We start from the raw sequence: 26,202 nt of genomic DNA, 5'->3' as shown, positions 1-26,202 counted from the left end.
GTCGAGCCATGCTCGACTGCTGGTGCTCGACTTTACAGTCATCGCACCAGCGTGACCGCCTGCCCGGCACGCGCGAACGCTTCCTCAAGCAACGGGCCGGCCTTGATCGCCTCCACTTCCTCGAACAACGCCCGCAATGCATCGGCCGGGCGTGAGGCCGGCGCCGCCACTGCCTGCTGGATCGCGGTGAAGCGGTCGGCCAGCACACGGTGGCCGGGATGCGCCTGCGCCCATGCTTCCAGCGGCTGGCGTACACCGGCGGCGGCATCCAGGCGCTGCTGATCGAACAGGGTGATGGCCGCCGCCGAGGTCTCCGCCCGCTCGATCGTGGCATGGCGCAGTTCGCGACTGAGGAACAGGTCATAGGCCGCGCCACGCCCCACCGCGATGCGCAGCCCCTCGCGATCCAGGTCGGCTACCTGCTGCGCAGGGCTGTCCGCGCGAACCAGATAGGTACCTTCGATCTCCAGGTACGGGGCACTGAAGGCAATGCGGTCGGCGCGTGCCGGATCGATGGCCAGGAAGGCCAGATCCCAGCCGTCTTCGCCTGCTGCCTCGACCACCGAGGCTGCGGCATCGTGGCAGGTGAAGCGAGCCTGCACCCCCATCCGTTGCGCCAATGCGGTAGCCAGTTCCAGTGAGGGGCCGCGCGGTGAGCGCGCATCGCCCTGTGCCAGCACCGGGTTGCCCAGGTTGATCGCCACGCGCAGGAAACCGTGCGGTGCCAGCGTACTTCGGTGGTCGGCCAGGGACATGCGGGACTCCACGGGGCAGGGGAGACCCAGCATGCCAATAACGGTGTCCGCGTGGCGTGGAATCAGCCGCGCGCGGCGAAGGTGCCGTGGAAGCCCAGTGGTACCGCATAGGGCAGCCAGGCCTGTGCCAGCGGACCGTCGTCCAGGTGGCGGGCATCGAGCACCGCCAGGCCGCTGCGCTTGTTCATCGGGTCAAGCAGGGTGCCGATCAGCCAGCCATCATCGGCGTTGCGGCTGCCCGGGCGCGGTACGAACACATGCTCTTCGGCCATGATGTCCGGGCCATAGTTCCACAGCTGGCGGCGCCCGTGCTCGATGTCGAACGCGGCCACGGCATTGAAGTACGGCGCATTGGCCGTGCCGTCGATGGTCGGCGCATACAGCCGTGCGCCACGTGTGTTCGCCGAGCGCGGGTCGAACAACGGGAACTCCACTGCGCTGATGCCCAACATCTGCCAGCGGGCCTGTCCACCACGCAGGTCCAGATGCAGCTCGACCAGGCTGGCGCCACTGTTGGCCGCGTGTGCGCCATCACCGGCCATCGCTTCCTTCATCGGCGAGCGCGCCTCATTGATGTCGTCGTGGCGCACTGCGCGCAGCACGATGCCGCCATCGCGGGTGAACGCGTCGCCGAAGTGGTAGATCGCCGCGAACGGGGCCTCGAACCATTGCGCCTTGTCCGGCGCATCCTTGGCGACCACCGCGATGCGCACCGGACGCTGCGGTGCGAACTGCATGCGCTCGAAGAAGCTGCCACCTGCGCCGGTGAAATCGAACGGCATCATCACGAACACCAGGTGCTGGTCGGTCATCGCGAAGGCATGCAGGTAGCCATGCTCGGGTGTTTCGATCACATTGGCGCTGCGCAGCTGGCCGTTCGCACCGATGTGCCAGACCAGCAGGCCATGGCCCCCCATCAGGCTGATCGAGCCGAAGTTCCAGAGGCTGCCGTCGCGGTCGCGCAGCGGGTGCGCCGAGAACGGCAGTGCAGCGAGGTCCGGACGCCAGGTCACCGGACCCAGTGTCTGCAGCGAATCGGGATCTACTTCGAACGCCGAACCGGACTCGCACAGCGCGAACAGGCGGCCATTGATCATGGTTACCGAAGTGTTCGCCACGTTGGCATCGTCGTTGTTTCGAACTGCCAGCGCACCGGGAACGCTGGTGCCGGCAGCCGGATACTGGAAGCGGCCGGCCTTCTGTTCACGGGTGAATTTCGGCGTGGCGACCATGCGCCCGTGATGGGTCAGGCTGCCATCACCATTGAAGCGCCAGCCATGCACCATGCCGTCGCCGTCGAACCAGTGGTCATAGCGGAAGCCATCGCGCTCGGTCCACGCCGGGCCGTTGCGGTACAGCGTACCGGCCAGGCCTGACGGCAGCTTTCCCTGCAACTGCACGGTGGTCGGGCCGAGGCTTTCGCTGCCGACGCTGCGCCAGCCAAGCAGCCACGGGTGTTCCTGCATGCCCTGCGCGAACCGCGCCGGGTCGCCGGCGAAGGCGGGAGCGCTGCGCAGCGCGGTGGCGCCCAGGGCCAGGCAGGCACTGCTGCTGAGCAGGGTACGAAGGAAGCGGCGACGGTCCATGGTGGCCTCGGGTATGGATGCGGAATCAGCGCAGGGTGATGTCGATGGCGGTGCCGGCGGCCGGCACGTCGACGCGCGCCTCGTCGAAGGTCGGCTTGCGCATCACCTGCGGGTTGTTGCTGAAGCCGTAGCCTTCCACCGGCATCCCGACCAGGTTGGTGTCGAGCTTGCCGTTGTCGTTCTCGTCGTGGGTGAGCAGCACGGCATAGCTGCCGGCCGGCACGCCCTTGAACGTGAAGTGGGCACTGTCGCCGCTGGGCGCCGCCTGCTGGGCCTGCACGGGCTTGGCCTTGCCGTCCCAGGCGGCGGCGTTGTCGACCAGCGCAACGCGCAGGGTGCCGGTCTGCGCGCGGACGTCGTGCACGGTCACGGCCAGGTCGGCGGCGTGGGCACTGCCGACCAGGGCCAGGGCAGTCAAGGCGGTGCTGAGCAGGGCGGTGCGGATCATGGCAGTGGCTCCGGAAGTGTGTGTGGCGGTGTGGAGCCAGTCTGCGTGGGGCGCTGCACCGGGTTCAGGGCCAGTGGTCATCGATTCGACGTGCCAGAAGTCACTTTCTGCGCCGGACCCATTGCCGCCGGCGTGCGCGGCCGTCAGCATCTGGCCATGCCCAGCCTGTTCCGCCATCTGTTGCGTCCGCTCAGCCTCGCCGGCCTGATCACCGTGCTGGTGGTCGGCCTGTCGTTCGCGGTGCAGCGCAGTGGCGCCGGGCCGAGCCTGCTGTTGCTTGCTGTGTTCCTGCTGCTGTTCGTGGTGCACGGCTGGGCGTCGATGCCATCCCGCGTGCGCGCCGCCGCTGCGGTGTTGCAGGCGCTGCTGGCAGTTGTGCTGGTTGCGCTGCAGCCGCGTACCGGTACCGCCCCGGTGCTGCTGGTGGTGCTGGTTGCACAGCTGGCCGAACACTGGCCGCCGCGCTTCGTGCTGGGCGTTGCGCTGCTGGCCAACCTGGCGGTGTACGCCGTGCTGCGCCACAGCGGCTTCAGCCAGCCGCTGCTGGTGGTGCTGCTGTATGGCGGTTTCCAGGCCTTCGCCGCGCTGACCGCGCACTATGCGCGCAGCACGGCGCTGGCCCGCGATGACCTGGCCCGGGTCAACGCCGACCTGCTGGCCACCCGCGCGCTGCTGGCCGACAGCGCACGCGATGCCGAGCGCCTTCGCCTTGCGCGCGAGCTGCACGATGTGGCCGGGCACAAGCTCACCGCGATGCGGCTCAACCTGCGCGCCCTGGCCGCTGACCCTGCGCTGGCCGGCCGCGAGGACCTGGTGTTGGTGGAACAGTTGTCAGGCGAGTTGCTGGCCGACATCCGCCAGGTGGTGCAGTCGATGCGCGATGATCGCGGCCTCGATCTGGCCACCGCGCTGCATGCGCTGGCCGCACCCTTCCCACGACCGAAGCTGCAGCTGCAGATCGGCGACGGGGTGCGCGTGGCTGACCCATTGATGGCCGAGACCGTGCTGCGGCTGGTACAGGAAGCCCTGACCAACGCCGCCCGCCACGGCAATGCAGACACCGTGTGGTTGACGATCAGTGAAGAGGATTCCCAGTTGCGTATCGATATCCGCGATGACGGCCAGCGCGCCGAACGCATCCGCGAGGGCAATGGCATCGCCGGCATGCGCGAGCGTCTGGCGGCCGTACAGGGGCGGCTGGAGTTGGCCCGAACCGCGCAGGGCGGCATGCATCTGACCGCGCGGTTGCCGGCATGAGTGCCGCCATGATCAGGGTGGCGCTGGCCGACGACCAGGCATTGGTGCGTGCAGGCCTGCGCGCCCTGTTACAGGGGCTGGGCGTGGACGTGGTGCTGGAGGCCGAGGATGGCCAGGCCCTGCTGGATGCGCTGGATACGCAGCGCGTGGACGTGGTGCTCAGTGACATCCGCATGCCCGGGCTGGATGGGATCGAGGCACTGCGCCAGCTGCGGGCGCGCGGCGATGCCACGCCGTGGCTGCTGCTGACCACCTTCGATGAAAGTGATCTGCTGCTGCGCGCCAGCGAGGCCGGCGCACAGGGCTTCCTGCTCAAGGATGCCGCGCCGGCCGACCTGCGCGAGGCCATCGAACGCGTTGCCGCTGGCGAGACCCTGCTGCTGCCGGTCAGTACCGATCCGGTGCGCGCGCGTTACCGCTTCCACGACGAAGCGCCGCCCACCGATACCTTCGGCGAACGTGAAGTGGCAATCCTGCGCCTGCTGGCCGGGGGCTACAGCAACAAGGAGATCGCGCGCAGCCTGTTCCTGGCCGAGGGCACGGTGAAGAACTACGTGTCCGCCATACTCGACAAGCTGGGCACCCGCGATCGCACCCGTGCAGTGCTGAAGGCGATTACCCTGCGCATCATCTGAGTGGACGTGGCAAGGAATGTCAGTGAACCCGATCCTGCATGTGGAAATCCCGGTGACTGACCTGGACCGGGCCATCACGTTCTACCAGCGATGGCTGCAGGTTGCGGTGGACGAACCTATCGTGCTGCACGACTGCCGGATGGCCTATCTGCCGTTCTCCGATGAGGCCGCCGGTGCCAGCATTGCGCTGGTGCACGGCGCGGACTATCTGCCTTCCGAGCAGGGCGCGCGCATCTACATCGGCGTCGGTGACCTGGATGCCAGCCTCGACCGTGCGCTGCAGGCCGGAGCCGAGCTGCGCTTCGGCCCGGCCGATGCCGGCGATTGGCGCGTGGCCGAGATCCGCGACAGCGAAGGCAACCGTATCGCATTGCAGGCGCGCACAGCGCCGTAACGTCAACGCTGCGGTGCGCGCATCTGTAGAGTCGAGCTTGCTCGACTGATTTTGACGTCGCCGTAGATGCATCAGTCGAGCAAGCTCGACTCTACAGCGTCGCGGCGCGTGAGCGCTGCAGCCAGTCGTTGATTGCGGGATCCAGCCGCGGGTCGTCCGGAAGCTGGATGCCGAAGCGCTGCTCCAGCACGTCGCGCACATCACCCACATCATGCAGCGGGCGCTTGTCCGGTGCCTGTCCGGGGCGGTACTCGGTGTAGTTGCCGCTGCCGATGGTGCGGCGCCAGTCCGGCCCGGTCAGCGACGCGCGCAACTGGCCGGGGAAACTGGAATCGGGATGGGTACATACGTACCAGTTGCCCACCACGTTGTCGATCGGCGCCGGCGCCTGCAGATCGAAGCGGTACATCGCCCGCCAGCCCTCGCTGGATTCGGCCGACAGCACGAAATCACCGCCGTCTTCCAGCCGCTGCAACAGGTAGCGTTCGTGCGGCGTGGCCTGCGGCTGCGGGTCATGCAGGCGCAGCGGTACGGTCGGGGTCAGGCTGCCAAAACCGGCATCCACCAGCCAGTCATCGCCGTCCACGTGCACGCGCAGCAGCAGATGGGTACGCGCGGTCAGTTCGCCGTCCTGGGCGGCCAGCAGTACGCGCGCGCTCAATGGCTGGGCATCGAAGCCCAAGGCCTGCAGCAGCGCCAGCAACCCACCATTGAGCTCGAAGCAGTAGCCACCGCGGCGCTCGTCAAGCAGCTTGCGCTGCACGCTGTCCAGGTCGATCGGCACCGCATCGCGCAGCAGGCAGCTGAGGGTTTCGAAGGGCAGCAGTGCGTTGTGGCGCTGCTGCAGCAGGGTCAGGCCGGCCAGGGTCCGTGGTGGCGGCGCATCCAGCTGCAGGCGCTGCAGGTAGCGGGGGACATCGAGCGTCGTCATGGGGCACCGGGCGGGGAAGGGAGGTCCACTGTGCTCCCCCAACCGGGGTTGAGGTCAAGCACGGCGGCCGTGTCATGCCCCCGTCGCCTGCACCCGGTACAAAGACCGCGTCCGCCAGTGACGGGGGACGCAGACGAAAAAAGGCCTAAAGTTGCCCTGAATTCGGCCGATACAGGTGCGTCCTTCCGCCTGGAGTCTGTCATGTCGGCCGTTGTCCCCCACCTCCGGTCCCTGCGCACGCGTCTTGCCACGTTGCGCTCGGCGTCCCCCGGCCTGCTGCTGTGGCTGCAACCACACCGGCTCAGCGTGGCCAACAAGCTCAAGGCGACCCTGTGGGTCTGTGGCCTGGGGCTGGTGGCGATCGCCGCTGTCTACGCCTGGACTGGCCATGCCAACGCCCTGGCCGCGCGCAGCCAGGCCAGCTACCAGCGCGGCAGCGATCTGGCTGCCAGCCTGTCCACGCGGGTGGCCGAAGCGCGCCGCCTGCAGACCCAGTATGCACGCAGTTTCGATGATGCTGACCGCAGCCAGTTGCTGGCAACACAGAAGGCCCTGCAGGCTGACCTGCAGGCGCTTCGCGCGATGCCGATGGACGCCGGCCGGCGCATGGCGCTGCAGGTGCTGACCGAATCGGCCGACGCGTTCTCGCAGGGTGTCGCCGCCCTGTTTGAACGGGTCGACGAGATGGGCCGCGGTGAGGCCGGCCTCGCTGCACAGCTGCAGCAGGCCGCCGAAACCCTGCAGGCACAGGTGGATGCGCTGCAGCGGCCGTCGCTGGCGCTGTCCCTGCAGAAGATGCGTAGGCAAGAGGCCCTGCTGCTGCTCGACGGTGATTCCACCCACGCCGACCGCGCCAGCGAGGAAAAGCTGCCGTTCGACCTCGCGCTGGCGGGCCTGCCCGCGGATGCGCAGGACGCCCTGCGCACCGGGATGGAGGGCTATCAAGGCGCCCTGCTGGGGTATACCGCTGCCCGCGTCGGCCTGGATGTGGAAGCGCAGTCGCTGCTGGATACCGCCGCGGGCGTAGCGCCGGCGCTTGCCGCTTTCCAGCAGGTGCAGGTGGCAGCGCTGGCCAGGGCGCAGGCGCGCCAGCAGGTCGGCGCGCGCACGATGAGCGTGCTGTTCGCATTGACCCTGCTGCTGGTGGCCGGCGTGCTGATCACCAGCCTGGTGCTGGTGCTGCGTGCGGTGCGCCAGCCGATCCAGGACACCCTGCGTTTCGCCAGCGACATCGCCGACGACCGCCTGGACACCACGCTGCGCGTCTACAACGCCAACGATGAGATCGGCCAGCTGGCCCGACGCCTGGTCGACATGCAGCAGCGCCTGCGTGCGCGCATCGAGACCGAACGTGCTGTGGCGCGCGGCAACACCCGCGTGCGCCAGGCGCTGGACAGTGCGCAGACCGGGCTGATGGTGGTCGATGCCGAAGGCCTGGTGGCGTACGCCAATCCGGCGCTGCTGGAGCAGCTGGAACGTCAGGGCGATGAGCTGGTGGGGAGCGATGCGGTACGCCTGCATCCGGCACTGGTAAGCCTGGCCGGCGTGCGACAACGCGAAGAACGCGAGATCGGCCATTGCGGTGTCCGCTATCAGCTGATCGCCAATCCCATTGTCGACGAGGGGCATTTCCTCGGCGTGGCGGTGGAATGGCGCAGTCGCGCGCTGGAAACCCTGCTGGAAACCGAAGTGGCAGCCCTGGTCGACGCGGCCGCGCACGGTGACCTGCACGGTCGCATCGCGCTGGAGGGGAAGCAGGGCTTTGTGCGTACGCTGTCGACCAGCATCAATCGCCTGTTGACCACCTTCGAGACCAACCTTGGCGATCTGCAGGCGCTTCTGGCCGCGCTGGCCCGCGGTGACCTCAGCGTGCGCATGGAAGGTGAACTGCAGGGCGTGTTCGCGCGCATGCGCGACGATGCCAACGCCACCGTCGCGCAACTGGGCCGCATCGTCACCCGCATCCAGCAGGCCACGTCCAGCCTCGACACCGGTGTTGGTGAGATCGTCGCCGGTCACCATGATCTGTCGCAGCGTACCGAACAGCAGGCGGCCAACCTGGAAGAGACGGCAGCGTCGATGCACGAGCTGACCGACACTGTTGGCCGCAATGCCGATGCCGCGGGCCGTGCGGATGCGCTGGTCAAGGGCGCGGCGGCAGTGGCCCAGCGTGGCGGCGAGGCGGTCGGCCAGGTGGTGGCCACCATGCATGGCATCAGCGAAGCCTCACGGCGGATCGGTGACATCACCCAGCTGATTGATGGCATCGCCTTCCAGACCAACATCCTCGCGCTCAACGCGGCGGTGGAAGCGGCGCGCGCTGGAGAGCAGGGCCGCAGCTTCGCCGTCGTGGCTGCCGAAGTGCGCCTGCTGGCTCAGCGCAGCGCGGAGGCGGCCAAGCAGATCAAGGGATTGATCGAGGATTCGGTGGCGCGTGTGGGCCAGGGCAACCAGCAGGCCGAACAGGCCGGCACCACGATGGGCGAGATTGTCGGCAGCGTGCAGCAGCTGGCGGATCTGCTGGCCGGGATCCGCAGCGCGTCGCAGGACCAGCATGCCGGCATCGCCCAGGTGAACCAGACCATCGTGCAGATGGAGGCCAGTACACAGCGCAACGCCAGTCTGGTGGAAGAGGCGGGGGCCTCGACCGCGCAGATGCAGGCGCAGGTGCATGCCCTGGCAGAAGCCGTGGGCGCGTTCCGTCTGCAGTTGATGCCACAGGCGCGCGCTGCGGCCTGATCCCGCTCCGGTAGTGCCGGCCGCTGGCCGGCACCGTCGATGATCCTGCCGGCCAGCGGCCGGCACTACCCTTGTGGCTCAGTACACGTCGCGCCGGTAGCGCCCGGTCTCCAGCAGCGCTTCCACAACCTCATCGCCCAGCGCAGCGCGCAGCACCTGGTCCACGCCTTCGGCCATGCCCTGCAGCGAGCCGCAGACATGAATCACCGCACCACGCTGCATCCATTCGCGCAGCGCATCGGTGGCGGCATGCAGGCAATCCTGCACGTAACCACCTTCCCCATCGCGCGAGAACGCCAGGTCCACCCGCGCGAGATGGCCATCGGCCTGCCACACTTCGATCTCGTCGGCGAACAGGAAGTCGTGCGCGCGCTGGCGCTCACCGAACAGCAGCCAGTGCCCGTGCTCGCCTGCATGGGCAGCTTCGCGCAACAGGCTGCGCAGACCCGCGATGCCGGTGCCATTGCCGATCAGCATCATCGGCACACCGCCAATGCGATGGAAACCGGGGTTGCGATGCACACGGGCCACGATGCTGGCACCGACCGGGGCATGCAGCGCCAGCCAGCCCGAGCCCAGCCCGGCTCGACCCGACAGGTCATGCACCAGGCGCACCACCAGTTCCACCACTTCATCACTCGTGGAGGAGGCGATGGAGTATTCGCGTCCGGGCAGCGTTGGCAATCCGGACAGCCACAGGCAGGCATCCTGCACCGCCAGCGCGGCGTCGGCCTCGGGCAGCTCGCGTTCACTGGCCAGCGCCAGCAGGGTGCGCGGGTGGCCGTCCACCAGCAGCGGCTGCAGCGGATCCAACCCCTGTGCCTTCAACACGGCGCTGGCGTGCCGTGCGTTGTGCCGGGGCGCGATATGCAGGATGTCGCCCGCCTGCCACTGCACGTCGGCCGGTGGCGCAAGACGGATGCGCCAGATGGCACCACCGATGCTGCCCGGATTGAGCCGGTCGCGGCCGAGCAGCCGCCATTCATGCATCTGCGTGGCCGCCGGCAGCACGCTGTCATCGGTGACGATGCCGGTCAGCGCGCCCAGCTGCAGCTGCCATTGGCGCAAGGCCGCTACCGAGGCGGCATCGACTTCGATGCGGTCGAACAACGGGCGCGCGCCGTTGCCGAGCAGCCAGCCATCAACCTGGCGACCGAAGCCGCAGTAGTGCGGGTACTGTCGGTCACCCAGCGCCAGCAGTCCAAACTGCAGGCCTGACAGGTCGAGTGTCTGTGCCATCAGCCGTCGTGCAGCGCCTCGCGCCGCATCCGGTGGCTCGCCGTCGCCGAAGGTGCTCAGTACCCACAGCACCTGCGCGGTGCGTGCCAGCTGCGCGGCATCGACGCGGGCCAGTGGCAGCACCTGCACCGCATGACCGGACGCCTGCAGCTGCGCGGCGGCGCGCCATGCCAGTTGTTCTCCCAGTCCACTCTGGCTGGCATGCACCACCAGCCACGGCGTACCACCGCCATCGGCAGGCGTTGCTGGCAGCGACTGGCGCAGGTCACGCGCGGCGCGCTGGCTGCGGCGGCGGTCCAGGTAGAGCATCCAGCCGGTGATGAAGAACAGGCTCATGCCCAGGCTGCTGAGCATCACCACCACGCGCCCGGGCACGCCGAAGTAGCTGCCCGAGTGCAGCGCGAACACGCTGGTGGCCAGCTGCGCGCCGGCGGCCTGGCGCGCATAGGGGCGGGCATCGAGCGTGGCCCCCGTGCCTGGGTCCAGCTGCAGCAGATCATGCGCGCGGTCATGCTGGCCGCCGCGCTGCGACGGATCACCGGCCATCACCCGCACGTTCAGTGCCTGCCCCGGCTTCTCCGGCAGGCGCAGGTCGATGTAGCCGGTGCGCACGCCGGGCAGTGCGTACAGCGTGGCTTCGATGCGTTCCAGGTTCAGGGCGGCGTCGGTGGCGACCTTGTGCCTGGCGGCCGGTGCGACGCCCAGCAGGGTGTTGGCGGCACTGCGATACCAGTCGAACGACCACCAGAGGCCGGTCAGCGCACTCATCAGGTAGATCAGCAGCACCCAGGTGCCGACCACCGAGTGCAGGCTCCACAGGAAGCCACGGCCGCTGCGTTTCCATTCCACCGCCAGCCAGCTGCGCCAGTGCCACCAGCGCCGCGGCCAGCGCAGGTAGAGCCCGGACAGGGTGAAGAACAGCAGCGCGATGGCACAGCTGCCGGTGATCCATTTGCCGCGCTCGCCGGCGGCGAGGTGGCGATGCAGGTCCTCGACGAAATCGAAGAACGCCTGCCCGCGCAGGGCGCTGAAGCGCTCGCCGGTGTACGGATCGAAGTAGACCCAGTGTTCCTTGCCACCGGCGAAGCGCGCCACCGAGGGCCGTTGCCCGGTGGCATCCACGCGCAGGCGTTGCAGGGGGCGATCACTGCCGGTCTGCAGCAGCGGCACCAGTTCGCTGAGTTCAAGCGGAAGCTGGCCGTCGGCATGGTGCTCGGCGATCTCGGCGAAGCCGGGATTGGCCGCGCGCAGCAGTTCATCCTCGAAGGACAGCACGGCGCCGCTGAGGCCCATCACGGCCAGCACGGCACCGGCGGTGATGCCCAGCAGCCAGTGCAGTTGGAACAGGACGTTCTTGAACATCGAAGGAGGAGGGCCTGGAAGGCTGCCGCCCGCATCCTGCGCAACAGCAAATGAGAATTAGTCGCGGAATTCTCCGTGGCGCCCCGGCTGCGGTCAAGCAGGGGATATCGGCCGGGCGGCGCCCGGCACCCGCGGTAGTGCCGGCCGCTGGCCGGCAACCTCAGAAGCAACAGCCGAAGCAACAGCGGGTTTCCTGTGAGGAGGCGGGGTGGGTCCGGTTGCGGGGGACGGCGTGAATACGTCCATGTAGCCTCGGTCGCGCCATCCATGGCGCTCACGCCCCCTCAACCGGACCCACCCCGCCTTCGACAGTTTCCTGCGATCTGTCGGAAATACTTTTGGGGTCAGATCCGTTTTCCGCAGGAAAACGGATCTGACCCCGGAATTTCATTCGATATCTGACAGATGTGTCGACCAAGGTCGACACCTACCAACAGCCGCGAAGATCTGTCAGAGGTGGGGCGGTGTCGGAGTGCGGGGTGTCAGCCGCATGGATGCGGCTGCCAAGCTTACAGGGATGTACTTGCAGCGTCCCCGCACTCCGATACCGTCCCGCCAACCCACGGAATGCCCGCTTTGGGTGTTGCCGTTGCCGTTGCATTGAGCAGGGTGCAGGGCTGCAAGCCCTGCAAAAAACACCCTCACTTCACCCAGCTGTCGATCTCGCCGTGGGCGAACGGCCCCAGCTTCGCCTTCACCAGCCGGCCCTGTGCATCGAACAGCACGCTGTAGGGCAGCAGGCCCTGCGTATTGCCCAGCTGCACGCTGGCATCGCGTGGCCCGGGTGTCTCGATCACGATCGGGTAATCCACCGGTACCCGCTGCAGGAAACCGCGCACGTCTTCCGGCGTATCCAGCGCCAGGCCAAGAACCTGCACACCGTTGTCGCCCTGGGTGTGGGCAAAGCGCGCCAGTTCAGGCATTTCTTCAACGCAGGGCGCGCACCAGCTGGCCCAGACATTGATCAACAGCGGGCGGCCGGTAGCGTGCTGGCGCAGGTCCAGCGGTCGGCCTTCAAGATCGGGCAGCGACAGCGCGGGCAGGCTGTCGCCGACCTGCAGGGCGGGTGCCACCGCCGCCACCGCAGGCGCCGCTGGCATGGCCTCAGGTGCAGCCGGCGCGGGAGCCAATCGATGCCCGGCCCACAGGCCGAGGCCGGCGGCCAGCACCGCTGTCCACAGCAGCGCTGGCCGTTGCCATTTCATCGTGCGGTGCGCAGCAGCGCTTCCTCGACCACCGCCTGGGTCAGCAGGGTCGGCAGCACGGTCGGCGGTGCGCCGGGGCCGTACACCACGTACAGCGGCACGCCCACGGCCTTGTGCTCTTCCAGGAACGTGGTGATCTGCGGATCGACGTTGGTGTAGTCACCGCGCATGTACACCGCGTTGGTGCGCTTGAGCAGTTCCTTGAACTCTGGGCGCGACAGCACGGCGCGCTCGTTGGCCTTGCAGCTCACGCACCAGTCGGCGGTCATGTTCACGAACACCACGCGGTTGTCGGCGCGCAGGCGATCCAGCAGCTGCGGCGAGTATTCGACCACGTTGTCAGTCGCCGCCTGTGCGGCACGCGCCGGCGCTGCCAGCTGGGTCACGCCCCAGGCAGGAACCAGTGCACCGATCGCCAGCAGCACGCCGAGCAGGGTGACGGCGCGCGAGCCGGTCCAGCGGTTGCGTTCAAACAGCCACAGGCCGAAGGCCAGCAGCAGCAGGCCACCCAGCACCAGCGCCATGCCGTCCACGCCGCGCTGCTTGCCCAGCACCCACAGCAGCCACAGCACGGTGGCATACATCGGGAAGGCCAGCACGTGCTTGAGCGTTTCCATCCACGGGCCCGGCTTGGGCAGGCGGCGCGCCAGTGCCGGCACGAAGCCGATCAGCAGGAACGGCAGGGCCAGGCCCAGGCCGAGGAACAGGAACACGGTCATCGCCTTCAGCGGCGGGGCAATGAACGCGTAGGCAATCGCGCCGCCCATGAACGGGCCGACGCAGGCACTGCCGACCACGCAGGCCAGCGCACCGGTGAAGAAATCACCGGCCGGGCCACTGCGGCTGGCCAGCGACTGGCCGAGGTTGCCGATGCCGCCGCCCAGTGTGAACACGCCGGACAGGCTCAGGCCCACCGCGAACATGATGTAGGCCAGCGCCGCCACCACGCCCGGGTGCTGCAGCTGGAAGCCGATGCCGACGGCGTTGCCGATCGCGCGCAGGCCAACCATCAACGCACCGATCACCGCGAACGCGACCAGTACGCCCAGCGTGTACCAGAGGGCATGGCTGCGCGCGCGCTGCGGGCTTTCGCCACTCTGCGCCAGGCTCAGGACCTTCAGCGACAGGATCGGCAGCACGCAGGGCATCAGGTTCAGTACCAGGCCACCGGCCAGCGCCAGCAGCAGGACCCATACGAACGAACGGTCCGGATTCGGCGTGGTCACCGGCGGTCGCGTGCGCAGCGCGTTGTCACCCTGTGCATCGGCGGCGAACTCACTGCTGGCGGTGCCGTCACCTGCAGCAGGGGTCGTTGCATCCGTATTGGGCACGGTTGGCAGCAGGCGCAGCGGTGCGCCGTTGGCGGCTTCGCGTGGTGCGCCGTTGGCAGCGGGCAGCGGGCTGATCACCTCATTGCGCGGTGGCGCCTGGTCGGCACTGCTGCTGACCTTCCCGGCCGGAATGGACAGCTTCACCCGGCGGGTCATCGGCGGGTAGCAGATGCCGTCGGTCTGGCAGCCCTGGAAGGTCACCACCAGGGTGCTGTCGACCGCATCAGTGACAGTGCGGCGCAGCGGCAGCGGCACTTCCACCTGGTTGAAGTACACCGAGACATCGCCGAAGTGTTCGTCGCGATGCGACTGTGCGGCAGGCCAGCGCAGCTTGTCGGCCAGCACCCCGGTGCTGCCGTCCAGCTTCACCGAAGTGCGGTCGCGATACAGGTAGTAGCCCGGCGCCGGGCTGAAGCGCAGCAGCAGGGTATTGCCGTCGCTGGCGATGGCGTCGAAGCCGAACGCCTGCTCCGACGGCAGCGGCAGCGCCTGGCTGTTGTTGGCCGCGCCCGGCAGGCGCAGGCCACCGCTGTTGCCGGCACCGGCCAGCGGGTTGTTGAACGGGCTTGCGGCACCGGCACGGGCGGCAGGCACCGCGGCCGCCGCACCGGCGCCCGGCAGGGTGACCTGCACCACGCGCTTCTGCGGCGGGTAGCAGACACCGGCATCGGCGCAGCCCTGGTAACGCACTTCCAGGCTGATGGTGCCGGCGGCGTCGGTCGGCGTGCCGGGCAGGGTGGCCTGCAGGCGTTCGCGATAGGTTTCGACTTCGCCGAAGAAATCGTCGTGGTGCTTGTCGCCCTTGGGCATCTGCAGCGCGCCGGCATTGAAGGCCGGGTCCGCCTTGACGCTGGTGCGGTGGCGATACAGGTAATAGCCCGGTGCGATCTTGAACTGCAGTTGCACCTGGCCACGCTCGGCGGCGGTCGCGGTCAGTGCGAACGCCTGGTCCACCGGCAACAGGTCTTTCTCATCCAGGGCGAACGCCGGCAGCGAGAGCCACAACAGGGCGCACAAGGCGGCGCCACGCGCAAACAGAGTCTTCAATCAGTGTCCTCCCGGGTCTGTGCCCGGATCCAGTCCAGATACGCCGGCAGGCCGGCCCGGGTTTCGACCGCAATGCACTCCGGGAGTTCATACGGATGCAGTTCGACGATCCGGGCAATCGCGTCATCGACGCGACTCGCGGTGGTCTTCACCAGCAGCTGCAGTTCGGTGTCGGTGGTGACCTCGCCCTGCCAGCGGTAGGTCGACTGCGCGCCCTCCAGGCGTGTGACGCACGCGGCCAGGCGCTCGCCAACCAGCGCGTGCGCGATGCGCTCGGCACTGGCCCGGTCCGGGCAGGTGGTCAACAGCAGCAGGACGGGATCGACGGTCGACATGACCGTCGAGTATAGGGCCGCCGCCGGGTCAGGGCCCGGCGGCGGCAGTGGACCGCTGCGTTGCGCGGTCAGTTGGCCAGCTGGCAGGAGGCCGGCTTGGCCGAGGTGAACAGGCCCGGGGTCGCCCACTCGGGGTGGTCGATGAACGGGTTGCGGTTGCCCTGGAAGCTGTAGATCACGTCGTTGCGGGCACGCTCGGCATCATCCGGCGGATCGGACAGGTGCCAGTCGATCAGCGTCGAGAGCAGGCCCATGTAGGCCGGCGAACTGCTGGTCTTGACGATCCTGCTGCGGTCGTCGGTCAGCTCCAGGTCCGGCTCGGACTGGCCGGTGGCCGCATCCTTGCCGCCCTCGTAGCGGATCGCCATGTACATCACCGCACGCGCCATGTCGCCCTTGCGCTTGCCCCACACCTCGAAGGTGCCGGTGTTGCCGTCCGGCGTGCGCACCCAGTTGGAGTTGCCCGGGTAGCCGCCGCTGCCGCCGCCCTGGCCGTTGTTGGCCTCGGTGGCGCGTTCGCCGCAGTTGGCGTCGCACTTGCCGAACGGCTTGTTGCCACGGTCGGCGTTCCACTGCGCGTCGGTCAGGTACAGCATGTGGGTGTCGGTGTACGGCGCGTACGGCAGGCCCTTGTCGCCGGTGGTGCTGGCAAAGCCCAGCGAGTTCGGCCAGGTGTGCTCGCGGTTGTACTTCAGGCCGCCGCCGCTGCCGGCGCGGTCGGTCACCTTGGCGTAGCTGCGGTTGCGGTACGCATCCAGGATCCTGCCGCTGTTGTTCGGATCCTCGTCGGCGATTTCCAGGATGGTCCAGGTGCTGGTGCCCGAGCCGCTGTACGGGTAGGCGGTGTGGCCCTTGATGGTGGCGTGCAGCGAGCAGCGCAGCTGGCTGGGGCTGCTGGTATTGACCTTGGAGTAGTAACCGGCCGGCACGCCCGGGTTGCCCGGGTCCGGATTGCCGCCGGTGCTGGCCACGGTGAAGGCGATGCGGCTGTCGGCGGCGGGGTGCGCCCCCTGCAGGTCGGAGATGCGCGCGGCGCGGATGTCGAAGCGGCAGGCTTCACCGGCCACCAGCGCGGTGTTGGTGGACAGCTTCACGCTGCGGCCGCTGGCCGGGTAGGTCAGCGGCACGCTGCCGGAAGTGCCGCAGCTCAGGGCGAAGGCGCCGCTGGCCAGGTTCACCGTCTCGCTGAACACCACTTCCAGGTCGGCGGCGGCCGGGAAGGTGCTGCTGCCCTGCGCCGGGGTGGTGGTGGACACCGACGGCGGCGTGTTCGGGCCCGGGGTGCCACCCCCGATGAAGGTCTGGCCGTTGTTGCAGCTGCCAAACGTCTGCCTGGCCGATTCGGCCCAGGTGAAGTGGGCGTACTGGCTGCCGCTGCCGGTCAGCTGCAGCGAGGTGCCCGGGGCCGTGCTGTTGGTCTCGGCCACCGGAATGTTCTGGCTGGTCATGCCGGCGGCAGGGCCACCGGAGGCGGTGATGGCGCCCTCGTAGCTGAGGAACTGGACCACCTTGCCGCTGGCATCGACCAGGGCGATGCCGTCGTTCGGGCCGTTCTGCAGGCCGTTGGTCGGGTAGCTGACCACGGCCAGGGTGGCGCTGCCGCAACCCGCGGCGGTGCCGGCCGGGACCGGATTGTTGGCGTAGACCGTGGCGGCCGAAGGATTGCTGCCGTTGTAGAGATAGAGGCGGTAGCCGGACAGGTCCTCGCCCGCGGTAGCGACCACTTCGATGGCTTCGCCGACGTCACCGGCGGCGGTGCTGTCGTCGTAGTGCAGTTCGTTGATGAAGACCTCGGCCTGGGCCGGCGCGGCGGCCAGCGCCAGCAGGCAGGCGGCGGCAAGCGGGGACAGCAATCGCATCGACTACTCCTTGTGATTGGGAATGCGCGGCCGAGCCTAAGGCCGATCAAGTGACACTTTGTCGTAAATGAACGTCAGATATCTGACAGTGCGACGCGAGTCACCAAAAGTCGAGGATTCCAGAGACAGGGTTGCCGCGTTGCACCGGCATCCAGGCCTTCACATGGGCGCAGATCGAGTGGGCCCGGGGCAGTGAAATTTTTTCCGCGAGCGGCCTTGAAAGGTCCGGGGCCAGCTCCATCTCTGTCCTGCTCCCGATTCATCGGGCTTTTTCGCGAGCAATGCTGGCAGTCACCTGGGGTGAGTGCTAACATCGCCAGACTTTTTCAGACCAATCAATAACTTAAGAGGTCTCTCATGAGCATCAAGCCGCTGCACGACCGCGTTGTGGTCAAGCCGATCGAAGCCGACGAAATCTCCGCCGGTGGCATCGTCATTCCGGATTCGGCCAAGGAAAAGTCCACCAAGGGTGAAGTCGTGGCCGTCGGCCCGGGCAAGCCGCTGGACAACGGCAGCGTGCGCGCGCCGTCGCTGAAGGTCGGCGACAAGGTCATCTACGGCCAGTACGCCGGCAGCTCGTACAAGAGCGAAGGCGTCGAGTACAAGGTCCTGCGCGAAGACGACGTGCTCGCCGTCATCGGCTGAGCCTCGGCGCGACCTGTTTCAACCTGATCCCCAAATCCCAGCCGCCGGGCATCGTCCGGCGCTACCAATGAGGTAATTGCAATGGCTGCCAAGGATATTCGTTTCGGTGAAGACGCCCGTTCGCGCATGGTGCGCGGCGTCAACGTTCTCGCCAATGCCGTCAAGGCCACCCTGGGCCCGAAGGGCCGCAACGTCGTGCTGGAAAAGAGCTTCGGCGCGCCGACCATCACCAAGGACGGCGTCTCCGTCGCCAAGGAAATCGAACTGGCTGACAAGTTCGAGAACATGGGTGCGCAGATGGTGAAGGAAGTTGCTTCCCGCACCAACGACGACGCTGGCGACGGCACCACCACCGCCACCGTGCTGGCCCAGGCCCTGATCCGCGAAGGCGCCAAGGCTGTTGCCGCCGGCATGAACCCGATGGACCTCAAGCGTGGTATCGACAAGGCCGTCGTGGCCGCCGTTGCCGAGCTGAAGACCATCTCCAAGCCGACCGCCGATGACAAGGCGATTGCCCAGGTCGGTACCATCTCGGCCAACTCGGACGAGTCGATCGGCCAGATCATCGCTGACGCGATGAAGGAAGTCGGCAAGGAAGGCGTGATCACAGTTGAAGAAGGCTCGGGCCTGGACAACGAGCTGGACGTGGTCAAGGGCATGCAGTTCGACCGCGGCTACCTGTCCCCGTACTTCATCAACAACCAGCAGTCGCAGACCGCTGACCTGGATGACCCGTTCATCCTGCTGCACGACAAGAAGATCTCCAACGTCCGTGACCTGCTGCCGGTGCTGGAAGGCGTCGCCAAGGCCGGCAAGCCGCTGCTGATCGTTGCCGAAGAAGTTGAAGGCGAAGCGTTGGCGACCCTGGTGGTCAACACCATCCGTGGCATCGTCAAGGTCGTGGCCGTCAAGGCGCCGGGCTTCGGCGACCGTCGCAAGGCGATGCTGGAAGACATGGCCGTGCTGACCGGCGGCACCGTGATCTCCGAAGAAGTGGGCCTGTCGCTGGAAAAGGCCACCATCAAGGACCTGGGCCGCGCCAAGAAGGTGCAGGTCTCCAAGGAAAACACCACCATCATCGATGGCGTGGGTGACAAGGCTGCCGTCGACGCACGCGTCGGCCAGATCAAGACCCAGATCCAGGACACCTCCTCGGATTACGACCGCGAGAAGCTGCAGGAACGCGTGGCCAAGCTGGCCGGTGGCGTTGCCGTGATCAAGGTCGGTGCTTCGACCGAAATCGAAATGAAGGAAAAGAAGGATCGCGTCGACGACGCCCTGCACGCTACCCGTGCAGCCGTTGAAGAAGGCGTGGTCCCGGGCGGCGGCGTGGCCCTGGTCCGTGCGGTCACCGCACTGGCCGGCCTGAAGGGTGCCAACGAAGACCAGAACCACGGCATCCAGATCGCCCTGCGCGCGATGGAAGCCCCGCTGCGCGAAATCGTGGCCAACGCCGGTGAAGAACCGTCGGTCATCATCAACAAGGTCAAGGAAGGCACCGGCAGCTTCGGCTACAACGCCGCCACCGGCGAGTTCGGCGACATGCTGCAGTTCGGCATCCTGGACCCGACCAAGGTGACCCGTTCGGCGCTGCAGAACGCGGCCTCGATCGCTGGCCTGATGATCACCACCGAAGCCATGGTTGCCGAAGCTCCGAAGAAGGACGAGCCGGCCATGGGTGGCGCCGGTGGCATGGGCGGCATGGGTGGCATGGGCGGCATGGACTTCTAAGTCCCCGCATTTGCCCCGCAATGAAAAACCCCGCCGCAAGGCGGGGTTTTTTGTGGCCGGCTGCAATGGCATCGCTTTTCGAGCGGCTTATCCTGCGTCCTGCAGGGTGTGTGTGCCTGCTGCCTGCGGCGTCATCAATGCTGCATGCAACCAGGTCATGAAAGCAGGTATCGCCGCGTTGGCCTCGCCGTCCGCACGCGTCACCGCGTAGTAGGCGAAGGCCTGTGGCCAGGGCTGGTCGATCACCACCTGCAGCCGGCCATTGGCGAGTTCTTCGGCCGCGTGGATGTCGCGCACCAGGGCGATGCCTTGCCCGGCCACCGCCGCGCGGATCAGCAACAGGTCGTCATCGAACGCAGGGCCGCGCTCCAGTCGTTCATCGATGGGCAGATCCAGTGCCTGGAACCACAGCCGCCAGTCGCTGCGGTCGGCGTCCTGCAGCAGCGGCAACTGCAGGCAATCCTGCACCGTACCCACGGCAGGCGCGCTGGCCAGCAGCGCAGGGCTGGCCACCGGCAGCAGTACCGGCGCCAGAAGATGCTCGGCATGCAGGCCAGGGTAGCGGCCCAGTCCATGACGGATCGCGATGTCCACCCCCTCGCGGCGCAGGTCGACCAACGCCGCGCTCGAGTCCAGCTGCACGTCCACCTGCGGATGCAACGCACTGAACCCGCCCAGTCGCGGCGCCAACCACTGTGCGGCGAAGCTCGGTGCCGCGCTGATGCGTAGCGTGCACCGTGTTTCCCAGCGTTCGAGTGTCTGCAGGCTCTGTGCGATCTGATCGAAGGCCTGCAGCAGCTCCGGATACACGCGCGCGCCGGCTGCACTGAGCACCACGCCATGCCGGGTGCGGTCGAACAGGCTCACGCCCAGCCGCTCCTGCAGCTGTCGAAGCTGCTGGCTGATTGCACCAGGTGTCACCCCCATCGCATCGGCGGCGGCGGTCAGGCTGCCATGTCGGCCAGTTTCAACGAAGGCCCGCAGGCCCAGCAGCGGCAGCACCGCACCCATCTCAACTCTCCTGTAACCGCGTCGGCACGCGCCGCGCTGCGACAGCATATCGACCGCACTGCAGCCTGTCGCGCGCGCGTCGCGCACGTTGAGCCCCGCTCAACTCCCCGTGCAGAAGACATCGTTTCCCCGCGACTCAGGCCCTTCCTAGACTGCCTGCACGGCTGCTGCAGCGCCCGTTCCCGCATCGCCCGGCCACCTTCAACGGCCGGTGCATGCCGTCGCTCCCTGCGTCCAGGATTCCCATGAACGAACCTTCGCTGCACCTGTACTCCGACAGTTCTCCCAATGGCTTCAAGGCCACCATCGCACTGGAAGAGCTGGGTCTTCCCTATCGCCTTCACCACGTCCACATCGCCGATGGCGAACATCGCCATCCCGACTTCCTGCGGCTCAACCCGCATGGCCGCATTCCCGTGCTGGAAGATCGCGCGCGCGGCATCGTTGTCTTCGAATCGGCGGCGATCCTGATGTACCTGGCCGAACAGGGCAATGCGTTGCTGCCTTCCGAACCGGCTGCACGCTGGGAGACGCTGACCTGGCTGATGTTCCATGCCGCCAGCGTCGGCCCGATCCTCGGCCAGCGCGTGCATTTCGAGCACTTCGCACAACAGCCCGATTCCGCGGCAATCGAACGCTACCGCCGCCTGAGCGACGAGCTGTTCGGCGTACTCGACCAGCGTCTGCAGGGACGCGAGTGGTTGGCTGGCGATCACTACTCGATTGCCGACATCGCCCACTTCGGCTGGCTGCACATCGCCCGCATCATCGGCATCGATTTGTCGCGGCATCGCCATCTGGATGCGTGGTACGCACGGGTTGCCGCACGCCCTGCGGTACAGCGCGGCGTGCAGCTGCCCGAACCGGCCACCGGACCGTAAGGAGGCGATGCTGATGAATGATTCCCTTGCGATGCCGGGCGCATCGGCGCCCGCCTTTGCCACGCACCCGGGCTACCAGCGCATGTTCCGCGCCGACGCGCTGACCCTGGGCATCTACCTGCCGCTGCGTTTCTACCAGGGCGACATGGCCGTGCTGCAGGGCCAGGCGCGGCTGGTGGAGGAGATCGACCGCCATGGCTTCGCTGCGGTATGGGTGCGTGACGTACCGCTGTTCGATCCGTTGTTCGGCGATGCGGGGCAGCTGTTCGATCCATTCACCTACCTTGCGTGGCTGGCAGCGCGCACACAGCGCGTGGCCCTGGCCACCGGCAGCGTGGTGCTGCCACTGCGCCATCCGATCGATCTGGCCAAGGCCGCGGCGTCGATCGATCAGCTGTCCGGTGGGCGGCTGGTGATGGGTGTGGCGTCCGGTGATCGACCGCTGGAGTTCCCGGCCTATGGACTGGAGCACGCGGCGCGCGGAGAGCGTTTCGCCACCGCAATGAACGAGATGCGCCGTTGGCTGCAACCGGGCACGGATGGGCGGATGACACATGCCGGTGCCGGGCAGGGCGTGCAGTTGCTGCCGCCCACGGTCAGTGGCCGCGTTCCGCTGATCGTCACCGGTGGCGCGCGCCAGCCACTGGAATGGATCGGCCAGCATGCCGATGGCTGGCTGACCTACCCAGAGGCCACCCATGACAACGCTGGTCCGCAGCGGCTGGCCGCGAAGATCGGCGCCTGGCGCGCGCTGATTCCGGACGGCGGCTTCCGTCCGCACATGACCAACGAGTGGATCGACCTGGTGGATGACCCGGATCATCCACGCACGCCGCTGCAAGGGGGCTATACCCTGCGCACCGGCCGCAAGGGCCTGATCGATCTGCTGCAGGCCTGGCAGCGGGCCGGCGTCAACCATGCCGCACTGGGGATCCAGTTCGCCGAGCGGCCTGCCGGCGAGGTGCTGCAGGAGCTGGCCGAGGAGGTACTGCCGTTGTTCCCGTCGCATCCCGGGGCGGCGGCGAAGGTGATGGACTGGTAGCCACGCCGAAGGGGATAGCATATGATTAGGCGCCTAATCATATGCTCATCACGAGATGATCGAAGCCAAGCACCATGCCCTGATGGATGAGGCGCAGCGACGCGGCCACGCCAACGTCGCGCAGCTGCGCATGTGCTTCCAGCTGCTCTCGTTGTCGTCGTCCATCGATCACGATTGCGCCACACGACTGGCTCCGCATGGGCTCAGCGAGGGTCGCTTCATCGTGCTGTTCCTGCTGCATGGCGCCGGTGGCACGTTGTCGCCCCACGAGCTGGCCGAACGCGCAGGCGTCACCCGCGCCACCATCAGCGGCCTGCTCGATGGCCTGCAGCGCGAAGAACTGCTGCAGCGTCGCAGCGATGCTGAGGATGGCCGTCGCCTGCAGATCGTATTGACCGCACGGGGAAAACGCTTGGCCGAGACACTGTTTGACCAGCACACACAGTGGATCGGTGGCCTGTTCAATGGTCTGGATACCGATGAACAGCAGCAGCTGTCGCGGTTGCTGCACAAGGTCTGGCAGCACACCGATGCTGGACGAGAGTCTGCAGCATGAGCCCGGCGATTGCGGCGCAACGCCTGCATGAACTCAACACCGGTCGCGTTGCCACCACCCATCTGGCCGAATGCCTGGCAGTGGATTTCGCCGCGTTGCTGCAGGTGGTGGCGCCTGCGCTTGCACCGGAAGCGCTGCAACGCATGCGGGATGCCTCAGGCAAGGGCATCACGCTGCGCATGGTCTTGGCCGCACAACTGCTGCGTGAGGCGGGGCAGGGTGCGCCTGAGTTCTGGCAGGATCACAGCTCCGATACCGTGCGTGGCTGGGCCTGCTATCTGGTCGGCAGCGATGCCCGCGCAACGTTGGCAGAGAAGCTGCGGCAGATGTGCACGCTGGCCGATGACCCACACTTCGGTGTGCGCGAATGGGCGTGGCTGGCGCTACGCACGGACATCGTTGCCGCGCCGATGCAGGCGCTTGAGTACCTGCAACCATGGACACAGGAAACATCGCCGTACCTGCGCCGCTTCGCCTGTGAAGCGCTGCGCCCACGCGGTGTCTGGGCCACGCATATCGCACTGTTCAAGCAGCATCCGGAACTTGCGTTACCCATGTTGGAAGCACTGGCTGACGACCCGGAACGCTATGTGCAGGATTCGGTCGGCAACTGGCTCAATGACGCCGGCAAGACTCAGCCGCAGTGGCTGCGCGAGCTGTGCACGCGTTGGCAGCACGAGCGCCACAGCGACGCCAACGCCTACATCCGCAAACGCGCATTGCGCTCGTTCCGGTAGTGCCGGCCGCTGGCCGGCAACCCCGCAACCTCGTAAACCTCAAGGAAGAACCACCGTGTCGCACACCTTCATCGAGCTCTACACCGCCACACCTGCCTGGACCGCACTCCCGCCCGAGCAGCGGAATGCCTTCTTCGCCCGTATTGGCGCCGGCATGCAGCAGTTCGATCCAGCCCGCATCACGCCGCTGGCGATGGGCCGCATTGCCACGGACGTACCGCACGGCAGCGATGAGCAGTTCTATGCGGTCTGGCGCTGTGCAAGCCGCGAGGAGGTCGATGCGCTGGTGGCCGGCATCGCCGCGACCGGCTGGCATGCGTACTTCACCACCACCCATGCGGTAGGCGCGATGGACAGCATGGCCCAGCACCTGGCCGACCTGGCCGCCCTGTAGCGGGGCGGCAGACGCCGGCAGATCCCGGGCCTCGGCATGGGAGGCACATGCGCCTGTCACCCAGACACGGTAAACAGTGCATTGCCCATGTCCATCCGCAGGGAAGTCGATCATGCAGAGCACGCTCCAGGTCACGCTGTTCGGCCCTCTTGGCGACAGCCCGGCGTTGCAGTTGCCGGGCCTGGAGGGGCCGTCGGTGGCCATCCCGGAATCGGCCCTGCGGCGGTTGGTTTCCGACCTCTACACCGCGCGTTCCCTGCTCAACCCCGAGCAGCTGGACGAAGCCAGGCAGGAGCTGGATCGCGTGCTGGAACGCTGGGCCGACATCCACGAAGGCCTGCTGCTGGACGTGGAAGTGCATGGTAAATGAGCAACTTCGCGTGGCTGCCGCCGCGTAGGCATGGCTGGTGCGCACCTCGCTGAACCGCGTCCCCAGTTGCGGATGAAACATTTTGCACTGCGCAAAAGCTGTGCTATCAATAGATCCCATGAACGCAGCCCCCACCAGCTTTTACTGGTATTACTTTCCGAAGCCACTGGCGGAGGAAGGACTGCGCTCACCCTGAAGAAAGCTTCAGACGCATTCCCGAAAGCCGCCAGCGAACCTGGCGGCTTTTTTCATGCCGCCACGCTGGGGACCCCCAACGTTCCGGAGATCTCCTGCAATGCCCCCGCACACCGACGACCTGCGTATCCGCACCATCGAACCGCTGACACCGCCTGCCCAGCTGCTGGCGATGCTGCCCTGTGACGATGAAGCCTCCGACACCGTAAGCGCCTCGCGCGCGGCCCTGCACCAGATCCTGCATGGCCGTGACGACCGCCTGGCGGTGGTGGTTGGCCCGTGCTCGATCCACGACCCGAAGGCCGCCATCGAGTACGCCCAGCGCCTGAAGCCGCTGCGTGACGCGCTGGCCGGAGAACTTGAAATCGTCATGCGCGTGTACTTCGAGAAGCCGCGCACCACGGTGGGCTGGAAGGGCCTGATCAACGACCCGGACCTGGACGGCAGCTTCAGGATCGACAAGGGCCTGCGCATCGCCCGCGGCCTGCTGCGCGACATCAACAAGCTCGGCCTGCCGGCCGGTGTCGAATTCCTCGACGTGATCTCGCCGCAGTACATCGCCGACCTGGTGGCATGGGGCGCGATCGGCGCACGCACTACCGAAAGCCAGGTACATCGCGAGCTGGCGTCGGGGCTGTCGTGCCCGGTCGGCTTCAAGAACGGCACCGATGGCAACGTGAAGATCGCCGCTGATGCGGTGGGTGCCGCGTCCAATCCGCATCACTTCCTGTCGGTCACCAAGCAGGGCGGTACCGCCATCGTGTCGACCACCGGCAACCCGGATTGCCATGTGATCCTGCGCGGCGGCAAGCAGCCGAACTACGACGCAGGCAGTGTTGCCGAGGCCTGCCAGATGCTGGCCAAGGCCAAGTTGCCGACGCGTCTGATGATCGACGCCAGCCATGCCAACAGCCTGAAGAACCCGGAGAACCAGCCGAAGGTGATCGAGGACATCGCCGTTCAGCTGGAAGACGGCGAACAGCGCATCGTTGGCGTGATGATCGAGAGCCATCTGGTCGGTGGCCGCCAGGAACTGGTGGAAGGCCAGCCGCTGATCTACGGGCAGAGCATCACCGATGGCTGCATCGACTGGGACACCACCGTGACGGTGCTGGAGCGACTGGCTGCGGCCGTGCGCGCCCGTCGCGACGTGAAGGTGTCCGAAGCAGCTTGATGGAAGCCGCCTGAGTGCGGCACGTGTGTGGATGGCGGCCAGCGCCTGCGGGGGTGCGGCCGCGATCAGGGCCGGTCGGAGTTGGAGACCGGCCCATCTGCACCGGCGATGCGCCTGGCGCTGCGCATGAGCGACAGCGCCAGGTACATCGCCGGGGTGGCAGTAGATCCACGCCATGCGTGGACGATTCGCCGTCCCCGGCAATGACGGCTACGACCCGCTGGAGGCCACATTTGTCGCGGGCCCGTCGGGTCGCACCCGGCACGCCAAGTGGTCCAGTCCGCACAGTGCGATGATCCGCCTTGGACACGTAGAGTCGATCTTGCTCGACTGCGGAAAAACG

General features: G+C 67.3%; 23 protein-coding genes. 13 read left to right on the top strand and 10 right to left on the bottom strand.

Annotated features, from left to right (window positions below):
- Nucleotides 1-38: 38 nt before the first annotated feature.
- From ACZK33_RS21080 to ACZK33_RS21070, 3 genes are all read right to left on the bottom strand, one after another.
- The gene (locus ACZK33_RS21080) at nucleotides 39-755 is read right to left on the bottom strand and encodes an ABC transporter substrate-binding protein (protein WP_049401734.1); all 717 of its coding nucleotides are present in this window, start codon (nucleotides 753-755) and stop codon (nucleotides 39-41) included.
- A 62-nt stretch (nucleotides 756-817) separates the two neighbouring features.
- Nucleotides 818-2,341: a carotenoid oxygenase family protein gene (locus tag ACZK33_RS21075; protein ID WP_423174170.1), complete on the bottom strand. Its 1,524-nt coding sequence runs from the start codon at nucleotides 2,339-2,341 to the stop codon at nucleotides 818-820.
- A gap of 25 nt (nucleotides 2,342-2,366) precedes the next feature.
- A complete protein-coding gene (locus ACZK33_RS21070; RefSeq protein WP_071227891.1) occupies nucleotides 2,367-2,789 on the bottom strand; it encodes a DUF2141 domain-containing protein in 423 nt (140 codons plus the stop codon).
- 156 nt (nucleotides 2,790-2,945) lie between these two features.
- On the opposite strand from ACZK33_RS21070, the gene ACZK33_RS21065 reads away from it, so the two are divergent.
- The 3 genes from ACZK33_RS21065 to ACZK33_RS21055 are packed head-to-tail and all read left to right on the top strand — an operon-like array spanning nucleotide 2,946 to nucleotide 5,075.
- Nucleotides 2,946-4,046 carry a sensor histidine kinase gene (locus tag ACZK33_RS21065; protein ID WP_423174169.1) on the top strand — a complete coding sequence of 367 codons (1,101 nt, stop codon included), beginning with the start codon at nucleotides 2,946-2,948 and terminating at the stop codon, nucleotides 4,044-4,046.
- On the top strand, nucleotides 4,043-4,681 hold the full coding sequence (locus ACZK33_RS21060; protein WP_201117472.1) for a response regulator transcription factor: 639 nt from the start codon (nucleotides 4,043-4,045) through the stop codon (nucleotides 4,679-4,681). The genes ACZK33_RS21065 and ACZK33_RS21060 overlap by 4 nt, the downstream gene beginning before the upstream one ends.
- A gap of 22 nt (nucleotides 4,682-4,703) precedes the next feature.
- Nucleotides 4,704-5,075: a VOC family protein gene (locus ACZK33_RS21055; protein ID WP_423174168.1), complete on the top strand. Its 372-nt coding sequence runs from the start codon at nucleotides 4,704-4,706 to the stop codon at nucleotides 5,073-5,075.
- Nucleotides 5,076-5,166: 91 nt separating this feature from the next.
- On the opposite strand, the gene ACZK33_RS21050 is transcribed toward ACZK33_RS21055, so the two are convergent.
- The gene (locus ACZK33_RS21050) at nucleotides 5,167-6,006 is read right to left on the bottom strand and encodes an arylamine N-acetyltransferase family protein (RefSeq protein ID WP_423174167.1); all 840 of its coding nucleotides are present in this window, start codon (nucleotides 6,004-6,006) and stop codon (nucleotides 5,167-5,169) included.
- 201 nt (nucleotides 6,007-6,207) lie between these two features.
- Here ACZK33_RS21050 and ACZK33_RS21045 point away from each other — a divergent pair, with 201 nt between their 5' ends.
- Nucleotides 6,208-8,745 (top strand): methyl-accepting chemotaxis protein, encoded by a 2,538-nt coding sequence (locus tag ACZK33_RS21045; RefSeq protein ID WP_423174166.1) that lies wholly within the window; start codon nucleotides 6,208-6,210, stop codon nucleotides 8,743-8,745.
- 78 nt (nucleotides 8,746-8,823) lie between these two features.
- Here ACZK33_RS21045 and ACZK33_RS21040 read toward each other — a convergent pair whose 3' ends face one another.
- From ACZK33_RS21040 to ACZK33_RS21020, 5 genes are all read right to left on the bottom strand, one after another.
- On the bottom strand, nucleotides 8,824-11,346 hold the full coding sequence (locus ACZK33_RS21040) for a PepSY domain-containing protein (protein ID WP_423174165.1): 2,523 nt from the start codon (nucleotides 11,344-11,346) through the stop codon (nucleotides 8,824-8,826).
- Between the two features lie 641 nt (nucleotides 11,347-11,987).
- On the bottom strand, nucleotides 11,988-12,551 hold the full coding sequence (locus ACZK33_RS21035; protein ID WP_107433205.1) for a TlpA family protein disulfide reductase: 564 nt from the start codon (nucleotides 12,549-12,551) through the stop codon (nucleotides 11,988-11,990).
- The gene (locus ACZK33_RS21030; protein ID WP_423174164.1) at nucleotides 12,548-14,929 is read right to left on the bottom strand and encodes a protein-disulfide reductase DsbD family protein; all 2,382 of its coding nucleotides are present in this window, start codon (nucleotides 14,927-14,929) and stop codon (nucleotides 12,548-12,550) included. The genes ACZK33_RS21035 and ACZK33_RS21030 overlap by 4 nt, the downstream gene beginning before the upstream one ends.
- Entirely contained in the window at nucleotides 14,926-15,264 is a 339-nt protein-coding gene (cutA, locus tag ACZK33_RS21025) for a divalent-cation tolerance protein CutA (protein ID WP_006396762.1), read from the bottom strand. Before cutA ends, ACZK33_RS21030 begins: the two co-directional genes overlap by 4 nt.
- A 68-nt stretch (nucleotides 15,265-15,332) precedes the next feature.
- Nucleotides 15,333-17,123, bottom strand: coding sequence for an endonuclease (locus ACZK33_RS21020; protein ID WP_423174163.1), 1,791 nt, complete (start codon nucleotides 17,121-17,123; stop codon nucleotides 15,333-15,335).
- 357 nt (nucleotides 17,124-17,480) lie between these two features.
- Between ACZK33_RS21020 and ACZK33_RS21015 the strand changes: the two genes are divergently transcribed.
- On the top strand, nucleotides 17,481-17,768 hold the full coding sequence (locus tag ACZK33_RS21015) for a co-chaperone GroES (RefSeq protein WP_006396661.1): 288 nt from the start codon (nucleotides 17,481-17,483) through the stop codon (nucleotides 17,766-17,768).
- Nucleotides 17,769-17,849: 81 nt separating this feature from the next.
- Nucleotides 17,850-19,499 carry a chaperonin GroEL gene (groL, locus tag ACZK33_RS21010; protein WP_014038666.1) on the top strand — a complete coding sequence of 550 codons (1,650 nt, stop codon included), beginning with the start codon at nucleotides 17,850-17,852 and terminating at the stop codon, nucleotides 19,497-19,499.
- A gap of 87 nt (nucleotides 19,500-19,586) precedes the next feature.
- Here groL and ACZK33_RS21005 read toward each other — a convergent pair whose 3' ends face one another.
- A complete protein-coding gene (locus tag ACZK33_RS21005) occupies nucleotides 19,587-20,510 on the bottom strand; it encodes a LysR substrate-binding domain-containing protein (RefSeq protein ID WP_134951419.1) in 924 nt (307 codons plus the stop codon).
- 245 nt (nucleotides 20,511-20,755) lie between these two features.
- Here ACZK33_RS21005 and ACZK33_RS21000 point away from each other — a divergent pair, with 245 nt between their 5' ends.
- From ACZK33_RS21000 to ACZK33_RS20970, 7 genes are all read left to right on the top strand, one after another.
- Nucleotides 20,756-21,391: a glutathione S-transferase family protein gene (locus ACZK33_RS21000; protein WP_423174162.1), complete on the top strand. Its 636-nt coding sequence runs from the start codon at nucleotides 20,756-20,758 to the stop codon at nucleotides 21,389-21,391.
- Nucleotides 21,392-21,404: 13 nt separating this feature from the next.
- Nucleotides 21,405-22,433, top strand: coding sequence for an LLM class oxidoreductase (locus tag ACZK33_RS20995; RefSeq protein WP_423174161.1), 1,029 nt, complete (start codon nucleotides 21,405-21,407; stop codon nucleotides 22,431-22,433).
- Nucleotides 22,434-22,488: 55 nt separating this feature from the next.
- Nucleotides 22,489-22,989 (top strand): MarR family winged helix-turn-helix transcriptional regulator, encoded by a 501-nt coding sequence (locus tag ACZK33_RS20990; RefSeq protein WP_423174160.1) that lies wholly within the window; start codon nucleotides 22,489-22,491, stop codon nucleotides 22,987-22,989.
- Nucleotides 22,986-23,726, top strand: a complete 741-nt coding sequence (locus ACZK33_RS20985) for a DNA alkylation repair protein (RefSeq protein ID WP_423174159.1) — start codon at nucleotides 22,986-22,988, stop codon at nucleotides 23,724-23,726. The genes ACZK33_RS20990 and ACZK33_RS20985 overlap by 4 nt, the downstream gene beginning before the upstream one ends.
- Nucleotides 23,727-23,781: 55 nt before the next feature.
- Nucleotides 23,782-24,120: a DUF6616 family protein gene (locus ACZK33_RS20980; protein ID WP_049400985.1), complete on the top strand. Its 339-nt coding sequence runs from the start codon at nucleotides 23,782-23,784 to the stop codon at nucleotides 24,118-24,120.
- A 112-nt stretch (nucleotides 24,121-24,232) separates the two neighbouring features.
- Entirely contained in the window at nucleotides 24,233-24,490 is a 258-nt protein-coding gene (locus tag ACZK33_RS20975; RefSeq protein ID WP_005414620.1) for a hypothetical protein, read from the top strand.
- Between the two features lie 295 nt (nucleotides 24,491-24,785).
- A complete protein-coding gene (locus ACZK33_RS20970; RefSeq protein WP_423174158.1) occupies nucleotides 24,786-25,859 on the top strand; it encodes a 3-deoxy-7-phosphoheptulonate synthase in 1,074 nt (357 codons plus the stop codon).
- Nucleotides 25,860-26,202 lie beyond the last annotated feature (343 nt).

It is taken from the genome of Stenotrophomonas sp. 86156_Sma, from assembly GCF_056481625.1.
This window is presented reverse-complemented; position numbering and strand designations above follow the sequence as displayed.